Raw genomic sequence first — 15,081 nt, 5'->3', positions numbered from 1 at the left:
TTAGTAAAACAAAACCGGTCTTTGGGTCTTATCTCCAATTTTAGGATGAAAAAAGCGGGAATCACCGGTACAGGCCACAGGAATAGTCTGTTCATATTCCTTAAAAAAATGAAGCTGTTTTATTGTATCGCATAGGCTAAAACTGATATTTTTGAAAACCAGAATTCTTATTATGACGATAGACCAGATCCTTGACCGTATATATGTTCTTCCTGAAGCCTCCAAAATCAGTTTAAAGGAACATATTACAGAAGTTTCGTATCCTAAAAATTTCTGTCTTATGGAAGCAGATAAGATTATTCCCTATGTTTATTTTATCAGGAAGGGTATTGCCAGAGCTTATGCTACCACGGCTGAGAATGATATTACCTTTTGGTTCGGAAGTGAAGGACAGACGGTGATTTCAATGAAAAGCTATGTTGAGGATAAACCCGGCTATGAAAGTATTGAGCTTCTGGAAGACTGCGATCTATACAGACTGGAAACAGAAAACCTCAGGACATTATTTAACGAAGATATTCATATTGCCAACTGGGGAAGAAAGCTGGCAGAATCTGAAATGATAAAATCCGAAGAACTGATTATTTCAAGGCAGTTTAAAACTTCTCTGGAACGGTATAAAGATCTGATTGCCTATAATCCTGACCTTCTGAAAAGAGTCCAGCTGGGGCATATTGCCTCTTATCTGGGGATTACACAGGTCAGCCTGAGCAGGATACGTGCAGAAATTAAATAACTATATAAAGGAAATTAAGTCTGAAAATTCATTTTTTATCATTTGTAAAATTTTTTTCCTTTTCAAATCCTGAAATTTGCAGGAGAAAAATGTAAGAAAATGAATTGGATTATTTTAATCATTGCGGGATTGTTTGAAGTAGCCTTTGCTTCATGCCTGGGAAAAGCCAAAGAAACATCGGGATCTGAAATGTATTACTGGTACGCAGGATTTCTGGTAACGATGACCATCAGTATGGTCCTTCTCATCAAAGCAACCCAAACTCTGCCTATAGGAACCGCTTACGCCGTATGGACCGGTATTGGTGCTGTAGGAACAGCGCTTATGGGAATTTTCTTTTTTAAAGACCCGGTAAGCTTCTGGAGAGTATTTTTTATCATTACCCTAATTGGTTCTGTAGTAGGTTTAAAAGCTGTTTCTCATTAAACCTTCCGGTAAATTATTTTTAAAACAACTTCTATCTATCAATATAAAACCGTCTTCTTAGTTGAAGACGGTTTTATTATTTTTTGAAAACCACGGGAAGAATTTCATTATGCCTTAATCCGTACTTTTTTATTTCCTCGTCAGAGAATTTCCGGGAATAGAAATTGGGTTCGGTTTCAAAACCTGCTTTTCTTAAACGGTCAAAATAATCCATCCCATACCAGCGCACATGATCGTACTGGCCGAAGTGCTTTTGACGTTCTTTCGGATCTTTGATAGAGAAATCTTCATATGTTTTTTCCAGTGAATTTTTCATAGGAACCTGGAAGATTCCCCATCCGCCCGGTCTCATCACCCTGTAGAGTTCACTCATAGCCCTGGCATCGTCTTCAATATGTTCAAGAACGTGATTACAGAAAACAATATCAAAACTTTCATCAGCGAAAGGCATATCCAGAATATCTGCTTTTACGTCTACGATGGGAGAAAACAGATCTGCAGAGATATAATCCAGATTTCTCATCCTCTTGAATTTCCTCAAAAACTCCTGTTCAGGAGCAATATGCAGTACTTTATAATTTTTGATAAAAAAATCGGTTTCATTCTGAAGATACAGCCACATCTGGCGGTGCCTTTCAAGACTTAAAGTACCGGGAGAAAGTGCATTTTCCCTTTGTTTCCCATATCCGTAAGGAAGAAACTTGCGATAAGACCTTCCATCAATAGGGTCATAAAACTGATCTCCTTTGAAAAACTGATAAATAAGAGGTCTTGCCCAGATGCTCATTTTGATCAGCATCGGACGCGGGATTTTATTGAGTAAAAGTTTCGTTACTTTTTTCATTAAAAATCCAATTGGAATGGCTTTTCCTCGTCGCTTACAATTCCTAATGCTTCGTACACATACTGGAAAGTGGAAAGCAATACCGGCTTACCATTGATTACCGCTACGTCATGCTCAAAGTGGGCAGAAGGCTGGTTATCCAGAGTAGTTACCGTCCAGCCATCATTATGGAATTTCACTTTTTCGGTTCCAAGGTTAATCATGGGCTCAATAGCAATAGCCAGGCCGTCCTTAATCACTTTTCCGCTTCCCTGTCTTCCGTAATTAGGAACCTGTGGATCTTCATGCATTTTTCTACCCAAACCATGTCCTACAAGCTCTCTTACAACTCCATACCCTTCTTTTTCACAATATGACTGGATGGCATGGGAGATATCTCCTATTCTCTTTCCCCGTACACACTGCTCAATTCCTTTGTAAAGAGATTCTTTGGTTACCTGAAGCATTTTTTTCACTTCAGGCTTAACTTCCCCGATTTCAAAGGTATAGGCATGATCTCCGACAAAACCGTTCAGAATTACTCCACAGTCTACGGAAAGAACATCTCCTTCTTTTACAATATCTTTATTCGGGAAACCGTGAACTACCTGCTCGTTCGGAGAAATACATAAAGAATTCGGGAAGCCTCCATATCCTAAGAAAGCAGGTTCGGCACCGTGATCTTTAATAAAATCGTGTGCTAATTTATCCAGATATAAGGTATTGATTCCCGGTTTAATTTCTTTTGCCAGCATTCCCAGTGTCTTGGAAACCAGTCTGGCACTCTCCTTCATCAGGCGGAGCTCCTCTATTGTTTTTAGTTGAATCATTGTTTTAATTTACCAATGTATGAATGTAACATGTAACCGGATTAGCCGGAAACAGTGTCAGATTATTTATTTGTCTTTTCTACCAGAAAAGTCCTTTTTTCTTTTCTTTTTTTAGTTTTGAATAGGCCAGAACTTCTTTTCCTTCTACACGGAATTCTATTCTTTCCTGAATGATATTGTAAATTTCACCCCATCCCGGGAATCCCCCTAAATTTCTGTCGTCAATGAACCAGTCTGCATCCAGTTTTCTGGATTGTGTTTCAGAGTCGAATACTTCACCTTCAAAGCTGGAATTCACGGCATAGAACTCTATTCCATTTTCCCGGCAGAATTCTACGGCTTCATCTAATGTTTTCCCATGCCTGTAAGTCCAGAGAATTAATCTGTAGCCCTCTGCCTGAAGTCTTTTAAGAGTTTCAAAAGCAAATATTTTAGCTTTTCCAATTGCCGGATAAGCGTCATCCACGATGGTTCCGTCAAAATCCACAGCAATTTTTTTATTATTTAGCATTTTATGTTTTTTTTTTAGCTTTGCAAAGATAAGAAATAAAAAGAGTGCCAAAAAACGATGACACTCTTAGTTTTATAATTTAATGATTATGTTGATTAACTTTTTACCCAGCTGAACTGAAACTGCAGATCAGGAGTAGAAACCCTGTCGGTAATCTTCTGTAATCTTGCCGGCAGTTTCATTAGGTATTCCTGAGCTTTCTCAGCTTTTTCAGTAAGGCCTTTTACGTGCTCTATCTTCCATTCATCCAACAGATCTTTCAGGATATTGATATAATCCTGGCCAGTGTACACCATACATCTTTGTGCTGCATCTGAGAAATGTCCCCAAAGCTCTCCTGCTTTCTGTCCGGATTGTCTCATAAGGTGTGCGGGCATCACAATTTTCTTGCGCATCATATCTTCAAAAGCAAGAATCATTTCTGAAGGATCAATTTCAAGAATTTTAGCTACGAAATGCTTATAAGCCTTGGCATGTCTTGCCTCATCTGCTGCAATCACCCCACACATTTTGGCCAGTTTTCCGTTTCCGGACTGTTTTGCCAGTGTTCCCACTCTACGGTGTGAGATGTTGGTCGCTGTTTCCTGGAAGCTGGTGTATACGAAATTTCTGTAAGGATCCATGCTTGTACCCAAATCAAAACCGTCGTTGATCAGATATTGAGTGGTAATTTCCACTTCTCTCATATTGACTCTTCCGCACAGGTAAAGGTATTTATTCAGAAGATCTCCGTGTCTGTTTTCTTCAGCAGTCCACGCTCTTACCCAGTTTACCCAACCCACACTTTCTTCCTGATTCACTCCGTCTACTCCCATCAGCCAGGATTCATAAGAAGGCAGGGCTTCTTCTGTGATACAGTCACCGATCAGGGTTACAAACAGATCGTAAGGCATTTCACGGGCGAAGGTCTGAATTTCTTCTAAATCATATTTAAAGTCAGCGCTTGAAGGATCCGGAAGCATGTCTGAAGGCTGCCAGATCTTTTCGATTGGCGTTAAAAATTTTTCCAGAAAAGAACCTACCTCCTTTTCTAAAATTCCCATTACTTCTTTCCTAACAAGCTTTTGATACATTATAACTCTATTAATTTTAAATAGCAAAGATATGATTTATTTATTATTTACCGCATAATAAAGTATGCAACTCATATCATGTCTGACATAAATCATAAAAGAAGACCGTGATACACTACTATAACGGTACTTTTTTATCATTATTGTTGAATTTTAGCTAACTAAAATATTTCCGGTCATTATTTCCGGAGTTTCCACTCCCATAACTTTCAGGATAGTTGGAGCTACGTCTCCCAGTTTACCGGGTTTCAGGTTCCAGGTATGATCTTTATCCATTACAATAAAAGGGACCAGATTGGTTGAATGCTGGGTATTAGGTGTTCCGTCCGGGTTAATCATTACATCGGAATTTCCGTGGTCAGCCAGAATGAAAACAGCATAACCGTTCTCATAGGCAGCAGTTGCTACTTTTTCAATACACTTATCTACTGTTTCAGCTGCTTTTACTGCTGCTTCAAAAACTCCGGTATGTCCTACCATGTCGGTATTGGCAAAATTTAAACATACAAAATCAGCAGTTCCGTTTTCCAGTTCCGGAACAATGGCATTAGTAATATCATAAGCAGACATTTCCGGTTTCAGATCATAAGTAGGAACATCTTTCGGGCTTGGACAAAGCAGTCTTCTTTCGCCTTCAAATTCTTTTTCCCTTCCACCTGAAAAGAAGAATGTTACGTGGGGGTATTTTTCTGTTTCAGCAATTCTGATCTGGGTTTTACCATTTCTTTCAAGCACCTCTCCCATGGTATCCTTCAAAACTTCCTCATCGAAGACAACCTGTACATTTTGGAATGTTTTGTCGTAATTGGTAAGTGTTACATAATACAGATTTAACTTACGCATAAAGAATTCCGGAAAATCTTTTTGTGAGAGAACTTCTGTAATTTCACGTCCCCTGTCTGTACGGAAATTGAAGCAGATTACCACATCATTATCGATGATTTTAGCTACAGGCACCACATTTCCGGTAGCTGTAGTATTGACCATGATGATCGGTTTCAAAAACTCATCTGTTATATTATTATCATAGGAAGCCTTAATCGCTGCTATAGCATCTGTAGTCTGAAGCCCTACTCCTTCTACAAGCGCATCGTAAGCTAATTTTACACGTTCCCATCTTTTATCTCTGTCCATGGCGTAATACCGTCCTACAATAGTAGCCAGTTTCCCGGTAGTTGCTTCCATGTGCTTTTGCAGTTCTTCAATAAAGCCTAATCCTGAATGCGGATCACAGTCTCTTCCGTCTGTAAATGCATGAACAAAAACATTTTCGTTCAATCCTGATTCTTTTGCAGCCGTTAAAAGGCCTTTCAGGTGATTGATATGAGAATGTACCCCTCCATTGGATACCAATCCTATAAAGTGTACTTTTTTATTTTCTTTTTTAGCATATTCAAAAGCATCCTGAATAACCTTCTCCTGTCCTAAAGTTCCGTTTTCCACTGCCATATTGAGTTTTACCAGGTTCTGGTACACCACTCTTCCGGCTCCTAAATTCATGTGACCCACTTCGGAATTCCCCATCTGTCCGGCCGGAAGTCCTACTGCCAGGCCACTTGCTTCAAGGGTTGTATGAGGAAATTTTTTATAACAGCTGTCAATAAACGGTGTATCTGCTTTGTCTATTGCCGAAACATCCGGATTCATGCCCAGCCCCCATCCGTCAAGGATTGCTAATATTGCTTTTTTTGACATTTTGTAAACTTTTGTTATACAAATTTACCTAATTTCCGATGAACAGAAGAATTTACAGCGTCTAATTTTAACAGTATCCTGAATTTTTAATGTTCAGCCTGAATCTGGTCTTTCTATGATAATTTGTTATCATTTTGTAACAGTTTACCGTAAAATCTGCCGGATTTGTATAAGAATATTTTTACCACGAATTCACTCATTGATGGGCTGCCTGTGCAAAATATGAGAAAAAAATTAAAGCAAAATTAATGATTCATTCCGCTGATTTCAGAAGGCAAAGAAGAGAGTCAGCTCCGTTGGTCTGATGAAGCGGACGCTGGAAATACGCAGTTTAATTTAAATGATAATTTGGTTTATTTACAACATGATCTGCGAGCGTAAAATTTACTCACAGATCATGCAGATTCAGCAGATTTTAATCTCTATTGATTCTTAAACCAGTTTGTGATTTCATAATGCACCGGTTTTGAAGGTTTCTCTTCAATTCTAATATTCTGCCATCTGTCCTTTCCTTTTACATCTGCTTCACTCTCCCAGTTTCCTTTGGTGAATTTAAACTGGACGGGAAGATGTATTTTTAAAGTAATACTTCTTTCTTTAGCACTTTTCCTGTTCATTTTAATAGAGGATGGCGTCCAGCTCCCTAATTCCGGCTGATTTCCTGTAATATACACCTCATCATTCTTATCAGGAACACTTACGGTTAAAGTAACTTCATGAATTTCGTCTGAATAGAGCTTATAAAAATCATCAAATTTCATTTTTTTGCCTTCCGTATATTCTTTGATATAAGGATCTAAAAAGCCACTTTCTTTAAGGAATTCCAATGGGTTTTCAATATTGAGAATATCATGGATCGCCTTATGCTTATCTTTTTGCTTATTGAAGTAAGCTGCCGAAATTTTATAGCCCATCCAATATCCCAGATCATTGGGTCTGTCATCTTTTTTACTGGTTCCGTAAAGCCAATCTGTATTGTCATCGCTTTTTAATTGGGTTACGAATTCCCTGCACAAAGCATCCAAATGGGCCTCACCATAGCGGAAAGGTCCTGTATTGATATTTTCTCCGGAAATCATTTCACTGATAAAATCAGCCCCACCCTCCATCAGGGTATTTTTCAATAAAGAATCATCTCCTTTTATATTCTGCTGAAAATGGATCAGCTCATGAGCAACAAGCCCCATCACCCCGTCCAGATTAGCAAGCATTTCTGTTCCGATAATAATTCCGTCTTTGGAGACTGTGCCTCCGGAATTAAATCTGCCATACACAAAATAAACAGGAGGAAATTTAGCTTCCGGATACCAGTATTTCATAGCACTGTAAATAGCCTTTGCTCTTTTTTCCTTCTGCCCTATTCCGGCAAGGACGTTGCGGCTTTTCAGGTAATCTTCCTTCCGTCTTTTAACCATCGTATATAATGAATCTGCATTAATGATCCTGAATGCGGTAAAGCCTTTAACGCCCTGTGAGCCATTCTTCATATATTCTGTAAAAGGATTGTCTTTGGAAGTGTCCATTTTATCGAAAGCTTTCCAGAACTTTTCGGTATCACTCGTTTCAAAAACAGCATTTAATGGGTTATTGGAAAATCCTGATTGTGCATTTACTGTTGCATAAGTGAGAAAACAGGCCGCAAGCAGCTGATTCGTTTTTATTTTCATGGTTTTATTATACTAAATTTATTATTTAACTGTACAAAGTAGTAAAATATTATATGAATAAACAAAAAACAATTAATAAGTCTGGAAAACAGATGCCGTATGCGGCAGTTTTTAAAGAACAAAAAGATCCATATTAAGTCATATTTTGTAAGTTCAAAAAACATAAATAAATTATGAAAGTCACAAAGAATAAGTATTTTATTTTTTAATTGATTTAATATTCAGCGGCTTTCAGCTCCTGTAACTCCACAATTATATCTCTCATTAAATTATTTATTATTAATTTTGTTTTATGGATTTACGAGATCAATTAAAGAACCTTTTCCCTGATCATGAAGAGCAGGATTTTGAAATGCCTGAAGAAAAATTCAAGCAGAAAGAACCTCTGGTGTGCAAATTTGAGAAAAAAGGCAGAAATGGCAAGCCTGTTACCATTGTAGAAGGCTGGGAAGGCAGTGAGGAAGATTTAAAGAAAATCTCGAAAAAAATAAAAACCACTTTGGGAATAGGCGGTTCCGAAAAGGATGGTATCATCATTATTCAAGGTGATAACCGGGATAAGATTATGAATATCCTTAAAGAGATGGGGTATAAAACCAAAAGAGTTGGCGGATAAATTTAGAAATAGATCTGAGTTTCCGGCATCAGCTTTTTCAGTTGTTCAATTTTAGGTCTTTCTATTGGGTTTCCTGTCAGAATTAATGTTTTCAGATTTTTCAGACGGGTAATTTCCAAAGGAATATCTTTCAGGCTATTATTGGCCAGATTCATGCTGATCATGTTTTTCAGACCTTTAATCCGTGATGAAATTTCAGAGATATTATTTCCGCTGGCATTCAGATATTCAAGCTTTCGGGCTTTAAAAAGATTTTCGGGAAGTTTTGTAATGGCATTCTGCTGTAGCTCAAGATATTTCAGATTTTCAGGAAAAGAAAGGCTCCCCATATCATTGATCTGGTTTTCGGAAAGATTTAAAAACTTAAGATTTTCGATTTTGTCTATCTGATCAGTAATAAAACTAATCTGATTCCCCTGCAGATTAATTTCTTCCAGAGACGGAATCTTCATCAGAGCTTCCGGAAAAACATTCAGATTATTAGCTTCCAGGTGAACAGCTTTTAAACGCTGGAGTTTAGCTATATTTGGGTTAATACCTGTAAGACTGTTGAGATTCATAGAAAACGTTTCCAGCTTAGTCAATTCTCCTATTTCATCAGGAATGAATTTAATACTGTTATTATTGACATTTAAAATTTCCAGTTCTTTTAAAGCAAAAATCTCCTGATCCATCTTTTCCAGCTTATTTCCCATGATATTCAGAAAAAACAGAGATTTAAGGCTGGCAATCTGCGGAGGAAGGTTGAAGAGTCCTTTTTCCCTGAAGCTCATACTGTAGACTGTTTTACTGCTGTTCAAAGCCTCATCAATACTGGTAAAAGTAGGATATTTTACAGGATCAATCTGGGCTTTTGCGTGAAAAAGAAAAAAAACGGCACCGGTCAGAAGAATTTTTTTCATAGCTAAAAAATGTCCGGGGCGGCAGCTTCGCTGCCGCCCCGGACGGGAATTATTAATACTTATTTCTTTACTAATTTTACGGTTTTCTGGAATCCTCCTTCAGCCTCAATATTTAAAAGCAAAATACGGGATACTTCCAGCTGCTTCGTGAAATCAAGTTCCAAAGCTCTGTTTAATCCGCTGAACTTCTTCGTATAAACGATTTTTCCGTCCATGCTGTAAGCGGTTACCTGAATATCCTTCAGCCCTTTGTCTGAATTGATCTTCACCAGACCGGAAGTTGGGTTAGGAGCAACCGTTACCGTATTTTCCGCAATATGGTTATCAATTGTACCTAATGAACCGTTCGTACCAAGATTTTCTTTCAGAGCAATCACTACTGTGGCAGACTTTCCTCTGTAATCAATAGTATTCCCTGTTGCGTCTACATCTGTTAAGATTGTAGAATTAGGATGCTGAATAGAGAAGAATCCAAATTTATGATCCGGAGTAAAGGTAAGTCCTGTAGGTTCCGAACCTGCCGGCATTGAAGCGAACAGCCTCACTTTAGGGTTGGCCTGAGTATGATCCGGTGCAATTACCCAGATATAATTTTTTCCTCCGTCCTGAAGCACCCAAAGGTTTCCAAGCTCATCAAAGGTAAGGTTATCATTTCCGTCTCCCCAGGCTTCGGTTTTCATTCCTTGTGAAGTATTGAATGAATACGTTGTAGAAGATCCCCCCACGAATGTTTCTACCTGAGAAGCCGTAGTTCCGTTATCCTGAAGACGGTATACTTTATCAAGACCTTTTGCTGTAAAGTAAATCTTGCCGTCCAGCGGGCTGATGTCTACATCTTCTACCCCGTTAAATCTTGTTCCTCCCAATGACTGCGCAAGCGATGTGGTATTATTCTGGTCTGCTTTTACTTTATTAGGAATCTGAATCCATGTTGCTGTTGCTGCTACAGGATCTCCGGAAGCGCTCAGTCCCTGATCCAGCTTCAGTACATAAAGATTTCCTGAAGAAAGGTCATTCGGAGTATCCATCACGTATTTATATACCATGTGTGTTCCGCCGTCTTCACCGTAGTAAGCTGTAGTTCCGGCATTGTTGATTACCACATTTTCATGGTTCATAATTCCCATCTGCCAAAGCTTTCCTTTAGAGCCGTCAGGGTTTTTAGAAACTACCTGTGCTGTAGCAGGATCTATTTCTACCAGCCATCCGTAATCTTTATACCCGTCGCCGTTCACATCACTGGAGGTCACAGATTCTTCAGCGGTAACTACTGTTCCCCAAGGGGTAATCCCGCCTGAACAGTTTCTGATGGTCTGAACAAGGCTGGGATCTGAGAAACTGACAGCTCTGGATCTTGTAAGCTGCCATAGTTTAGTGCCAGCATTATAGTTGATCTCTGCCATGGTTACTCCTCCCGGATTGGTCTCATGATTTACAGAAAGATATCCGTTTGTGCTGCTTCCTGATTTCCCTACGTATGCTGTAAAGTCATTCTGGCCGCCAACCATTCCGCCTCCTTCTGTGTAATTATCCCCTTCTTTCAGGATAAGCTGGTATTTATGTTCGGCAGGAATAATCAGCTTATTAGTTTGTGCTGTAGGAACAATAGAAGTAAAGCAGCTGATATGCGTCCCGTTGCAGGCCGTAGGCTGAGGGGTAGTCGTTACTTTAGTTTTAAGATAAGCATCAATTCTAAGGTCAGAGCTTGATACACTTCTATTGTGAAGTTCTATAGAAATTCTGTTTACTCCGTTTACAAATTTTGATTTCGGGATAGAGAAAAGATTATACACGCTTTCTGCGGCCCCGTCAATGGTTGTTGATGAAAAAGTGTTGAAAGTAACTGCTCCTGCGGGCATATTATCTCTTACCACTTCTTCTCCGTTCAGGTAAACAATGATTCCGTCGTCTCTCATTACTCCAAGCTCCATTTCATCTGAAAGAGTTGAAAGATCCACTGTAAAATCTTTCGCAAAATAAGCTGTGACAAGTCCGGTAGCTCCATTATGAATGGTTGTTGTTACAGGATCTCCATATCCTAACGGTGCATTTCCTACCGGCCAGGCAGAAATGTCATAGGTTTGGGTTTTCCATTCATCCGGCTGGGCCTGATCAAGATCTCTGTAACTCCATGATGAATTTTTGTCGAAAACAATGGTTTGTGCCTGTACGCTAAACCCCGTAGCCAATGCTATGGCTCCGATTGCTAGTAGTTTTTTATTCATTTTTTTGATTTATTAGACCTTGCAAAACTATTTTTTTGAGCCGGCACTTCCGTTAATAGGATTTTAAATATACCCAGGCATTTGTTAATTAATCCGGAACTTAATGTTAAGGGGATTAAATAATTGTTAAAACTTAATGGTCAGTCCCTTTTTAAAGCTTTCATACTCATTTATTTTGCTTTGCTAACATCCGTAAGGGAATTCAGAAAGGCGATAATTTGTCTGATTTCTGTTTGGGTAAGATTCAGCTTATCCGGAGGAAGTGTTTGGTTTTTCATTTTTAAGCCGAGCCCCTCTCCTCCGCCTTCATTGTAGAAATCCAGAACTTCTTCCAGCGTATTGAAAGCTCCATTATGAAAATAAGGTTTAGTAAGGGCTATATTTCTTACTGTTACCGTTTTGAAGGAGTAATCATAAATCCATGATTTTTCCTTTTTTACAGGACTATTTGCTCTTCCCGGGTCTGCATCCAATTCTACAGGAAGCTGATTGACAGGCTTTGTGGTAACTCCTAAAACTTCAGATTCATTTTCGTTAAAAAACGGAGGAACCAGCCCTGAAAAATGTGGTGCAAAATGACAGGTAGCACAGCTGGCTTTTCCCATAAACAGATTGTACCCCTTTTTCACATCCTCTGAAACATCCTTTTCATTCCTCATAAAACGGTCGAAATCACTATCAAAAGAATGCAGCGATGCCACATACGAACTCAGCGCTTTTGAAAAGTTTTCTTTATTGATTTTTCCGTCTTTAAATGCAGAACGGAATGCTCTTTTATACTCAGGTCTTGCTTTTAATTTCTTAATGATCTCTTCATAGCTTGTATTGAATTCATCTTCATTGTAAATCACATGTTCAGCCTGCTGTTCCAGATAAAAAGCACGGAGGTCATAGAAAAATCTCCTGGCAAAAACGGCATTGTAAAGCGAAGGTGAATTTCTTAGTACAGTTTTCCCTTGTACATTGCTTTCAGATTTTGATTGAAGATCCGTGAAAGCATTTTCCGGCAGGTGGCATGCTGCACAGCTCATTTTACCGTTCCCGCTTAAGTTTCCGTCATAGAAGATTGCTTTTCCAAGATTACGGAGCTCTGCATTGTCTTCAGAAGATTTCAGCAATGTATAAAAATAAGGATCCAGGAAATCACTGTTAAAAAGACCTTTACTGTTTACATTCCAGCCTGAAAACTCTTTAAGGTCATCTGTTCTGCCATCCCATTTACCCAATTCCTCATACAATGGCTGTAAATAATTTTTATAAAATTCAATCCGGTCAAAGGTTTCAAAATCTGTATTCTTTGAGAGATAACTGATACTTCCGGTTAGAATCTGATCTGCTTTCTGTATGTTATAATTCCTGAAATAAGGTTCATCATGAATATATCTCTTAATTCCTGTAAGCGCATGAGCCGCCTCCTCAGAAATATTCAGGGAACCGGGTGTATCAAACCCTGTTATCCCTAATGTATAAATTCGTATCAGCTCTATACGGAGCGGAAGGGTCTTATTATTTCCTTTGCTTAATCCATTCTTTACAGCACTCAGATAGAACCCGGAATAGCTGTTGTATAAGAAGTCTGTAATTGTTTTAATTTTCTCTTTTTCATCTCCTGCTTCTTCAGAAAATATCAGCTCGTCCAAAACCTGCAATCCTTCCGGGGGTAAGGTATAAGCTGAAGTTCCGGCTGCTTCAATATGAAATAAAGGTGCTGCATTAAGGTGTGTTTTGGTAAATTCAGGATAATGATAAGCAATATAGAATTCAATTTCCTTAAATGAATTTCTTGTAAGGCTCAACGATTTCTGTAATTCTTCAAGTGAGAGGCGATCTTCCGAAAATTCATAGACATCTGATTTCAGCTGCTCAAGTCTGGTTTTAAAGTCAGCCAGGCCTTTATTGATAAATGTAGCCTCACTTTTCACTCCTTTGTCAACAGGATTAAAAGACATAACAGCAAAACCAATCAGCAGAATCACAACAAACAGCGGGTAAGATCTCATGAATTTTTTAGCAGCAAAACTATTGATCAGATGTTATCCCAATTTTAATTACAGATTAAAAAATGTTTATATTTTAAATAGGAGATTTTTTACTAATTTTAAACCCCGAAATCAAAATTCATTCTTCTTAAAGAAACGGATATTCTAAATTGCCGGTAAAAAATAATGGGAAGGGGTATTGGGGAGCGGATATTTTTAATTAAATTCAACATCAAAAACGAAAATAGTCATATGAAAATAAAATTATTGTTTGCCTTTGCAGCAAGCTTCCTTTCTCTTTCTGCATTTTCGCAGAAAAAACCACAGGAAATGGCTGTGTACGCGGAGAAAAAAGGCAGTGATTATTATCTGATCCGCCTGGAAAAAGATAAAGATATACCCAATGTTTATGTTTATTCCAACGGAAGTACAAAACCGTATAAAAAATATAATGAACTTAAGGATATTGTTATGGAATTTCCCGGAATGATGAAATCTAACAATTCTACCAAGGAAGAACTCATTTCTGTTCTTAAAAAAGGAGACCATTTCTATGAGATTACTTCCCAGAGGAAAGATCCTAAGGATTTTGAAAAGACCACCATTACGGTATATGAAGTAATCCAGGGTCAGAAAAGAATTGTGGAGGAATATGGCTCCCTTTATGAACTGGTATCATCTCCCTATAAAGAAGCCATTTTCATTAATTAAAATTAAAAAAATAAAATATACATATTATGCTAAACAAACTTGCTGCTTCAGAACTTGTTCTGAATGAAGACGGAAGTGTATACCACCTGAATCTTTTACCTGAAGATATTGCTGACAAGATTATCCTTGTAGGAGATCCTGACAGAGTGGCAAAAGTTTCAATGTATTTTGACAAGGTTGAAATCAAAAAAAATAAAAGAGAATTCTATACGCATACAGGAACCCTTCGCGGAGAAAGAATCACCGTAATGTCTACCGGAATCGGAACTGAGAACATTGATATCGTTATGAACGAGCTGGATGCGCTGGTGAACATCGATCTAAAGAATAAAGAATTCAAAACAGAACATAAATCCCTTGAATTATTCCGTATGGGAACCTGCGGAAGTGTAAATCCTGATGTACAGGTTGATAATATGCTTGTTACCCGGAATGTAGTTGGACTGGACGGTCTTATGCATTTCTACCAGGATTATAATTTCGAGAATGAATTCTCCAGAAGCTTCCTGGAAAAGTTCCCTTATGAAAGAATCAAGCCGATGCTTTATTTTTCAGACTGGGCTGAAGAGCTGGGTGAATACTACAAAGATGCCAAATATCACGGAAATACGGCTACTTTCCCGGGATTCTATGCTCCTCAGGGAAGACAGCTTCGTCTGAAAGCAGTAGATGATCAATTCCTGGAAACATTGAATGATCTTGGCATCACCAATTTCGAAATGGAAACTTCTGCCATCTACGCTCTATCCAAATTATTAGGCCACAAAGCCATCACCGTAAACAACGTAATTGCTAACAGAAGACGTGGAGAATTCTCTGCAGACCACCATGCTTCTGAAAAGAACCTGATTACCTGGGTGCTTGACAGAATCATTAAATAATTGCTC

General features: G+C 38.4%; 14 protein-coding genes. 5 read left to right on the top strand and 9 right to left on the bottom strand.

Annotation, left to right across the window (positions count from 1 at the left end; genetic code table 11):
- Window positions 1-172 precede the first annotated feature (172 nt).
- Together AOB46_RS10685 and AOB46_RS10680 are read left to right on the top strand one after the other, a co-directional pair.
- The gene (locus AOB46_RS10685) at window positions 173-736 is read left to right on the top strand and encodes a Crp/Fnr family transcriptional regulator (protein ID WP_062699122.1); all 564 of its coding nucleotides are present in this window, start codon (window positions 173-175) and stop codon (window positions 734-736) included.
- Window positions 737-835: 99 nt separating this feature from the next.
- Window positions 836-1,162, top strand: a complete 327-nt coding sequence (locus AOB46_RS10680; RefSeq protein WP_062699120.1) for a DMT family transporter — start codon at window positions 836-838, stop codon at window positions 1,160-1,162.
- A gap of 76 nt (window positions 1,163-1,238) precedes the next feature.
- Here AOB46_RS10680 and AOB46_RS10675 read toward each other — a convergent pair whose 3' ends face one another.
- From AOB46_RS10675 to AOB46_RS10650, 6 genes are all read right to left on the bottom strand, one after another.
- On the bottom strand, window positions 1,239-2,006 hold the full coding sequence (locus tag AOB46_RS10675) for a class I SAM-dependent methyltransferase (RefSeq protein WP_062699118.1): 768 nt from the start codon (window positions 2,004-2,006) through the stop codon (window positions 1,239-1,241).
- Window positions 2,006-2,815 carry a type I methionyl aminopeptidase gene (gene map / locus AOB46_RS10670; protein WP_062699116.1) on the bottom strand — a complete coding sequence of 270 codons (810 nt, stop codon included), beginning with the start codon at window positions 2,813-2,815 and terminating at the stop codon, window positions 2,006-2,008. The genes AOB46_RS10675 and map overlap by 1 nt, the downstream gene beginning before the upstream one ends.
- Before the next feature lie 79 nt (window positions 2,816-2,894).
- Window positions 2,895-3,326, bottom strand: coding sequence for a BT0820 family HAD-type phosphatase (locus tag AOB46_RS10665; protein ID WP_062699114.1), 432 nt, complete (start codon window positions 3,324-3,326; stop codon window positions 2,895-2,897).
- A gap of 95 nt (window positions 3,327-3,421) precedes the next feature.
- On the bottom strand, window positions 3,422-4,399 hold the full coding sequence (locus AOB46_RS10660) for an acyl-ACP desaturase (protein ID WP_062699112.1): 978 nt from the start codon (window positions 4,397-4,399) through the stop codon (window positions 3,422-3,424).
- A gap of 153 nt (window positions 4,400-4,552) precedes the next feature.
- The gene (gene gpmI, locus AOB46_RS10655; RefSeq protein WP_062699109.1) at window positions 4,553-6,094 is read right to left on the bottom strand and encodes a 2,3-bisphosphoglycerate-independent phosphoglycerate mutase; all 1,542 of its coding nucleotides are present in this window, start codon (window positions 6,092-6,094) and stop codon (window positions 4,553-4,555) included.
- A 422-nt stretch (window positions 6,095-6,516) separates the two neighbouring features.
- The gene (locus AOB46_RS10650) at window positions 6,517-7,761 is read right to left on the bottom strand and encodes a DUF2268 domain-containing putative Zn-dependent protease (protein WP_157845054.1); all 1,245 of its coding nucleotides are present in this window, start codon (window positions 7,759-7,761) and stop codon (window positions 6,517-6,519) included.
- Window positions 7,762-8,053: 292 nt separating this feature from the next.
- On the opposite strand from AOB46_RS10650, the gene AOB46_RS10645 reads away from it, so the two are divergent.
- Window positions 8,054-8,377 carry a translation initiation factor gene (locus AOB46_RS10645; RefSeq protein WP_062699107.1) on the top strand — a complete coding sequence of 108 codons (324 nt, stop codon included), beginning with the start codon at window positions 8,054-8,056 and terminating at the stop codon, window positions 8,375-8,377.
- Window positions 8,378-8,379: 2 nt separating this feature from the next.
- Here AOB46_RS10645 and AOB46_RS10640 read toward each other — a convergent pair whose 3' ends face one another.
- From AOB46_RS10640 to AOB46_RS10630, 3 genes are all read right to left on the bottom strand, one after another.
- On the bottom strand, window positions 8,380-9,279 hold the full coding sequence (locus AOB46_RS10640; RefSeq protein ID WP_062699105.1) for a leucine-rich repeat domain-containing protein: 900 nt from the start codon (window positions 9,277-9,279) through the stop codon (window positions 8,380-8,382).
- Window positions 9,280-9,338: 59 nt separating this feature from the next.
- A complete protein-coding gene (locus AOB46_RS10635; protein WP_062699104.1) occupies window positions 9,339-11,504 on the bottom strand; it encodes an alkaline phosphatase PhoX in 2,166 nt (721 codons plus the stop codon).
- Between the two features lie 170 nt (window positions 11,505-11,674).
- Window positions 11,675-13,504 carry a cytochrome-c peroxidase gene (locus AOB46_RS10630; protein WP_062699101.1) on the bottom strand — a complete coding sequence of 610 codons (1,830 nt, stop codon included), beginning with the start codon at window positions 13,502-13,504 and terminating at the stop codon, window positions 11,675-11,677.
- A gap of 231 nt (window positions 13,505-13,735) precedes the next feature.
- On the opposite strand from AOB46_RS10630, the gene AOB46_RS10625 reads away from it, so the two are divergent.
- The gene (locus tag AOB46_RS10625) at window positions 13,736-14,194 is read left to right on the top strand and encodes a hypothetical protein (protein ID WP_062699099.1); all 459 of its coding nucleotides are present in this window, start codon (window positions 13,736-13,738) and stop codon (window positions 14,192-14,194) included.
- A 26-nt stretch (window positions 14,195-14,220) separates the two neighbouring features.
- Entirely contained in the window at window positions 14,221-15,075 is an 855-nt protein-coding gene (locus AOB46_RS10620; RefSeq protein ID WP_062699097.1) for a nucleoside phosphorylase, read from the top strand.
- The last annotated feature ends 6 nt before the right edge of the window (window positions 15,076-15,081 follow it).

The organism is Chryseobacterium indologenes (assembly GCF_001295265.1).
Taxonomy (GTDB): Bacteria; Bacteroidota; Bacteroidia; order Flavobacteriales; family Weeksellaceae; genus Chryseobacterium; species Chryseobacterium indologenes_A.
This window is presented reverse-complemented; position numbering and strand designations above follow the sequence as displayed.

What these genes read in the sequence shown, in the direction of transcription:
- AOB46_RS10675 (WP_062699118.1), bottom strand. Translation starts at nt 2,006, where the DNA reads ATGAAAAAAGTAACGAAACTTTTACTCAATAAAATCCCGCGTCCGATG.
- AOB46_RS10625 (WP_062699099.1), top strand. Translation starts at nt 13,736, where the DNA reads ATGAAAATAAAATTATTGTTTGCCTTTGCAGCAAGCTTCCTTTCTCTT.
- map (WP_062699116.1), bottom strand. Translation starts at nt 2,815, where the DNA reads ATGATTCAACTAAAAACAATAGAGGAGCTCCGCCTGATGAAGGAGAGT.
- AOB46_RS10665 (WP_062699114.1), bottom strand. Translation starts at nt 3,326, where the DNA reads ATGCTAAATAATAAAAAAATTGCTGTGGATTTTGACGGAACCATCGTG.
- AOB46_RS10635 (WP_062699104.1), bottom strand. Translation starts at nt 11,504, where the DNA reads ATGAATAAAAAACTACTAGCAATCGGAGCCATAGCATTGGCTACGGGG.
- AOB46_RS10630 (WP_062699101.1), bottom strand. Translation starts at nt 13,504, where the DNA reads ATGAGATCTTACCCGCTGTTTGTTGTGATTCTGCTGATTGGTTTTGCT.
- AOB46_RS10660 (WP_062699112.1), bottom strand. Translation starts at nt 4,399, where the DNA reads ATGTATCAAAAGCTTGTTAGGAAAGAAGTAATGGGAATTTTAGAAAAG.
- gpmI (WP_062699109.1), bottom strand. Translation starts at nt 6,094, where the DNA reads ATGTCAAAAAAAGCAATATTAGCAATCCTTGACGGATGGGGGCTGGGC.
- AOB46_RS10640 (WP_062699105.1), bottom strand. Translation starts at nt 9,279, where the DNA reads ATGAAAAAAATTCTTCTGACCGGTGCCGTTTTTTTTCTTTTTCACGCA.
- AOB46_RS10685 (WP_062699122.1), top strand. Translation starts at nt 173, where the DNA reads ATGACGATAGACCAGATCCTTGACCGTATATATGTTCTTCCTGAAGCC.
- AOB46_RS10620 (WP_062699097.1), top strand. Translation starts at nt 14,221, where the DNA reads ATGCTAAACAAACTTGCTGCTTCAGAACTTGTTCTGAATGAAGACGGA.
- AOB46_RS10645 (WP_062699107.1), top strand. Translation starts at nt 8,054, where the DNA reads ATGGATTTACGAGATCAATTAAAGAACCTTTTCCCTGATCATGAAGAG.
- AOB46_RS10650 (WP_157845054.1), bottom strand. Translation starts at nt 7,761, where the DNA reads ATGAAAATAAAAACGAATCAGCTGCTTGCGGCCTGTTTTCTCACTTAT.
- AOB46_RS10680 (WP_062699120.1), top strand. Translation starts at nt 836, where the DNA reads ATGAATTGGATTATTTTAATCATTGCGGGATTGTTTGAAGTAGCCTTT.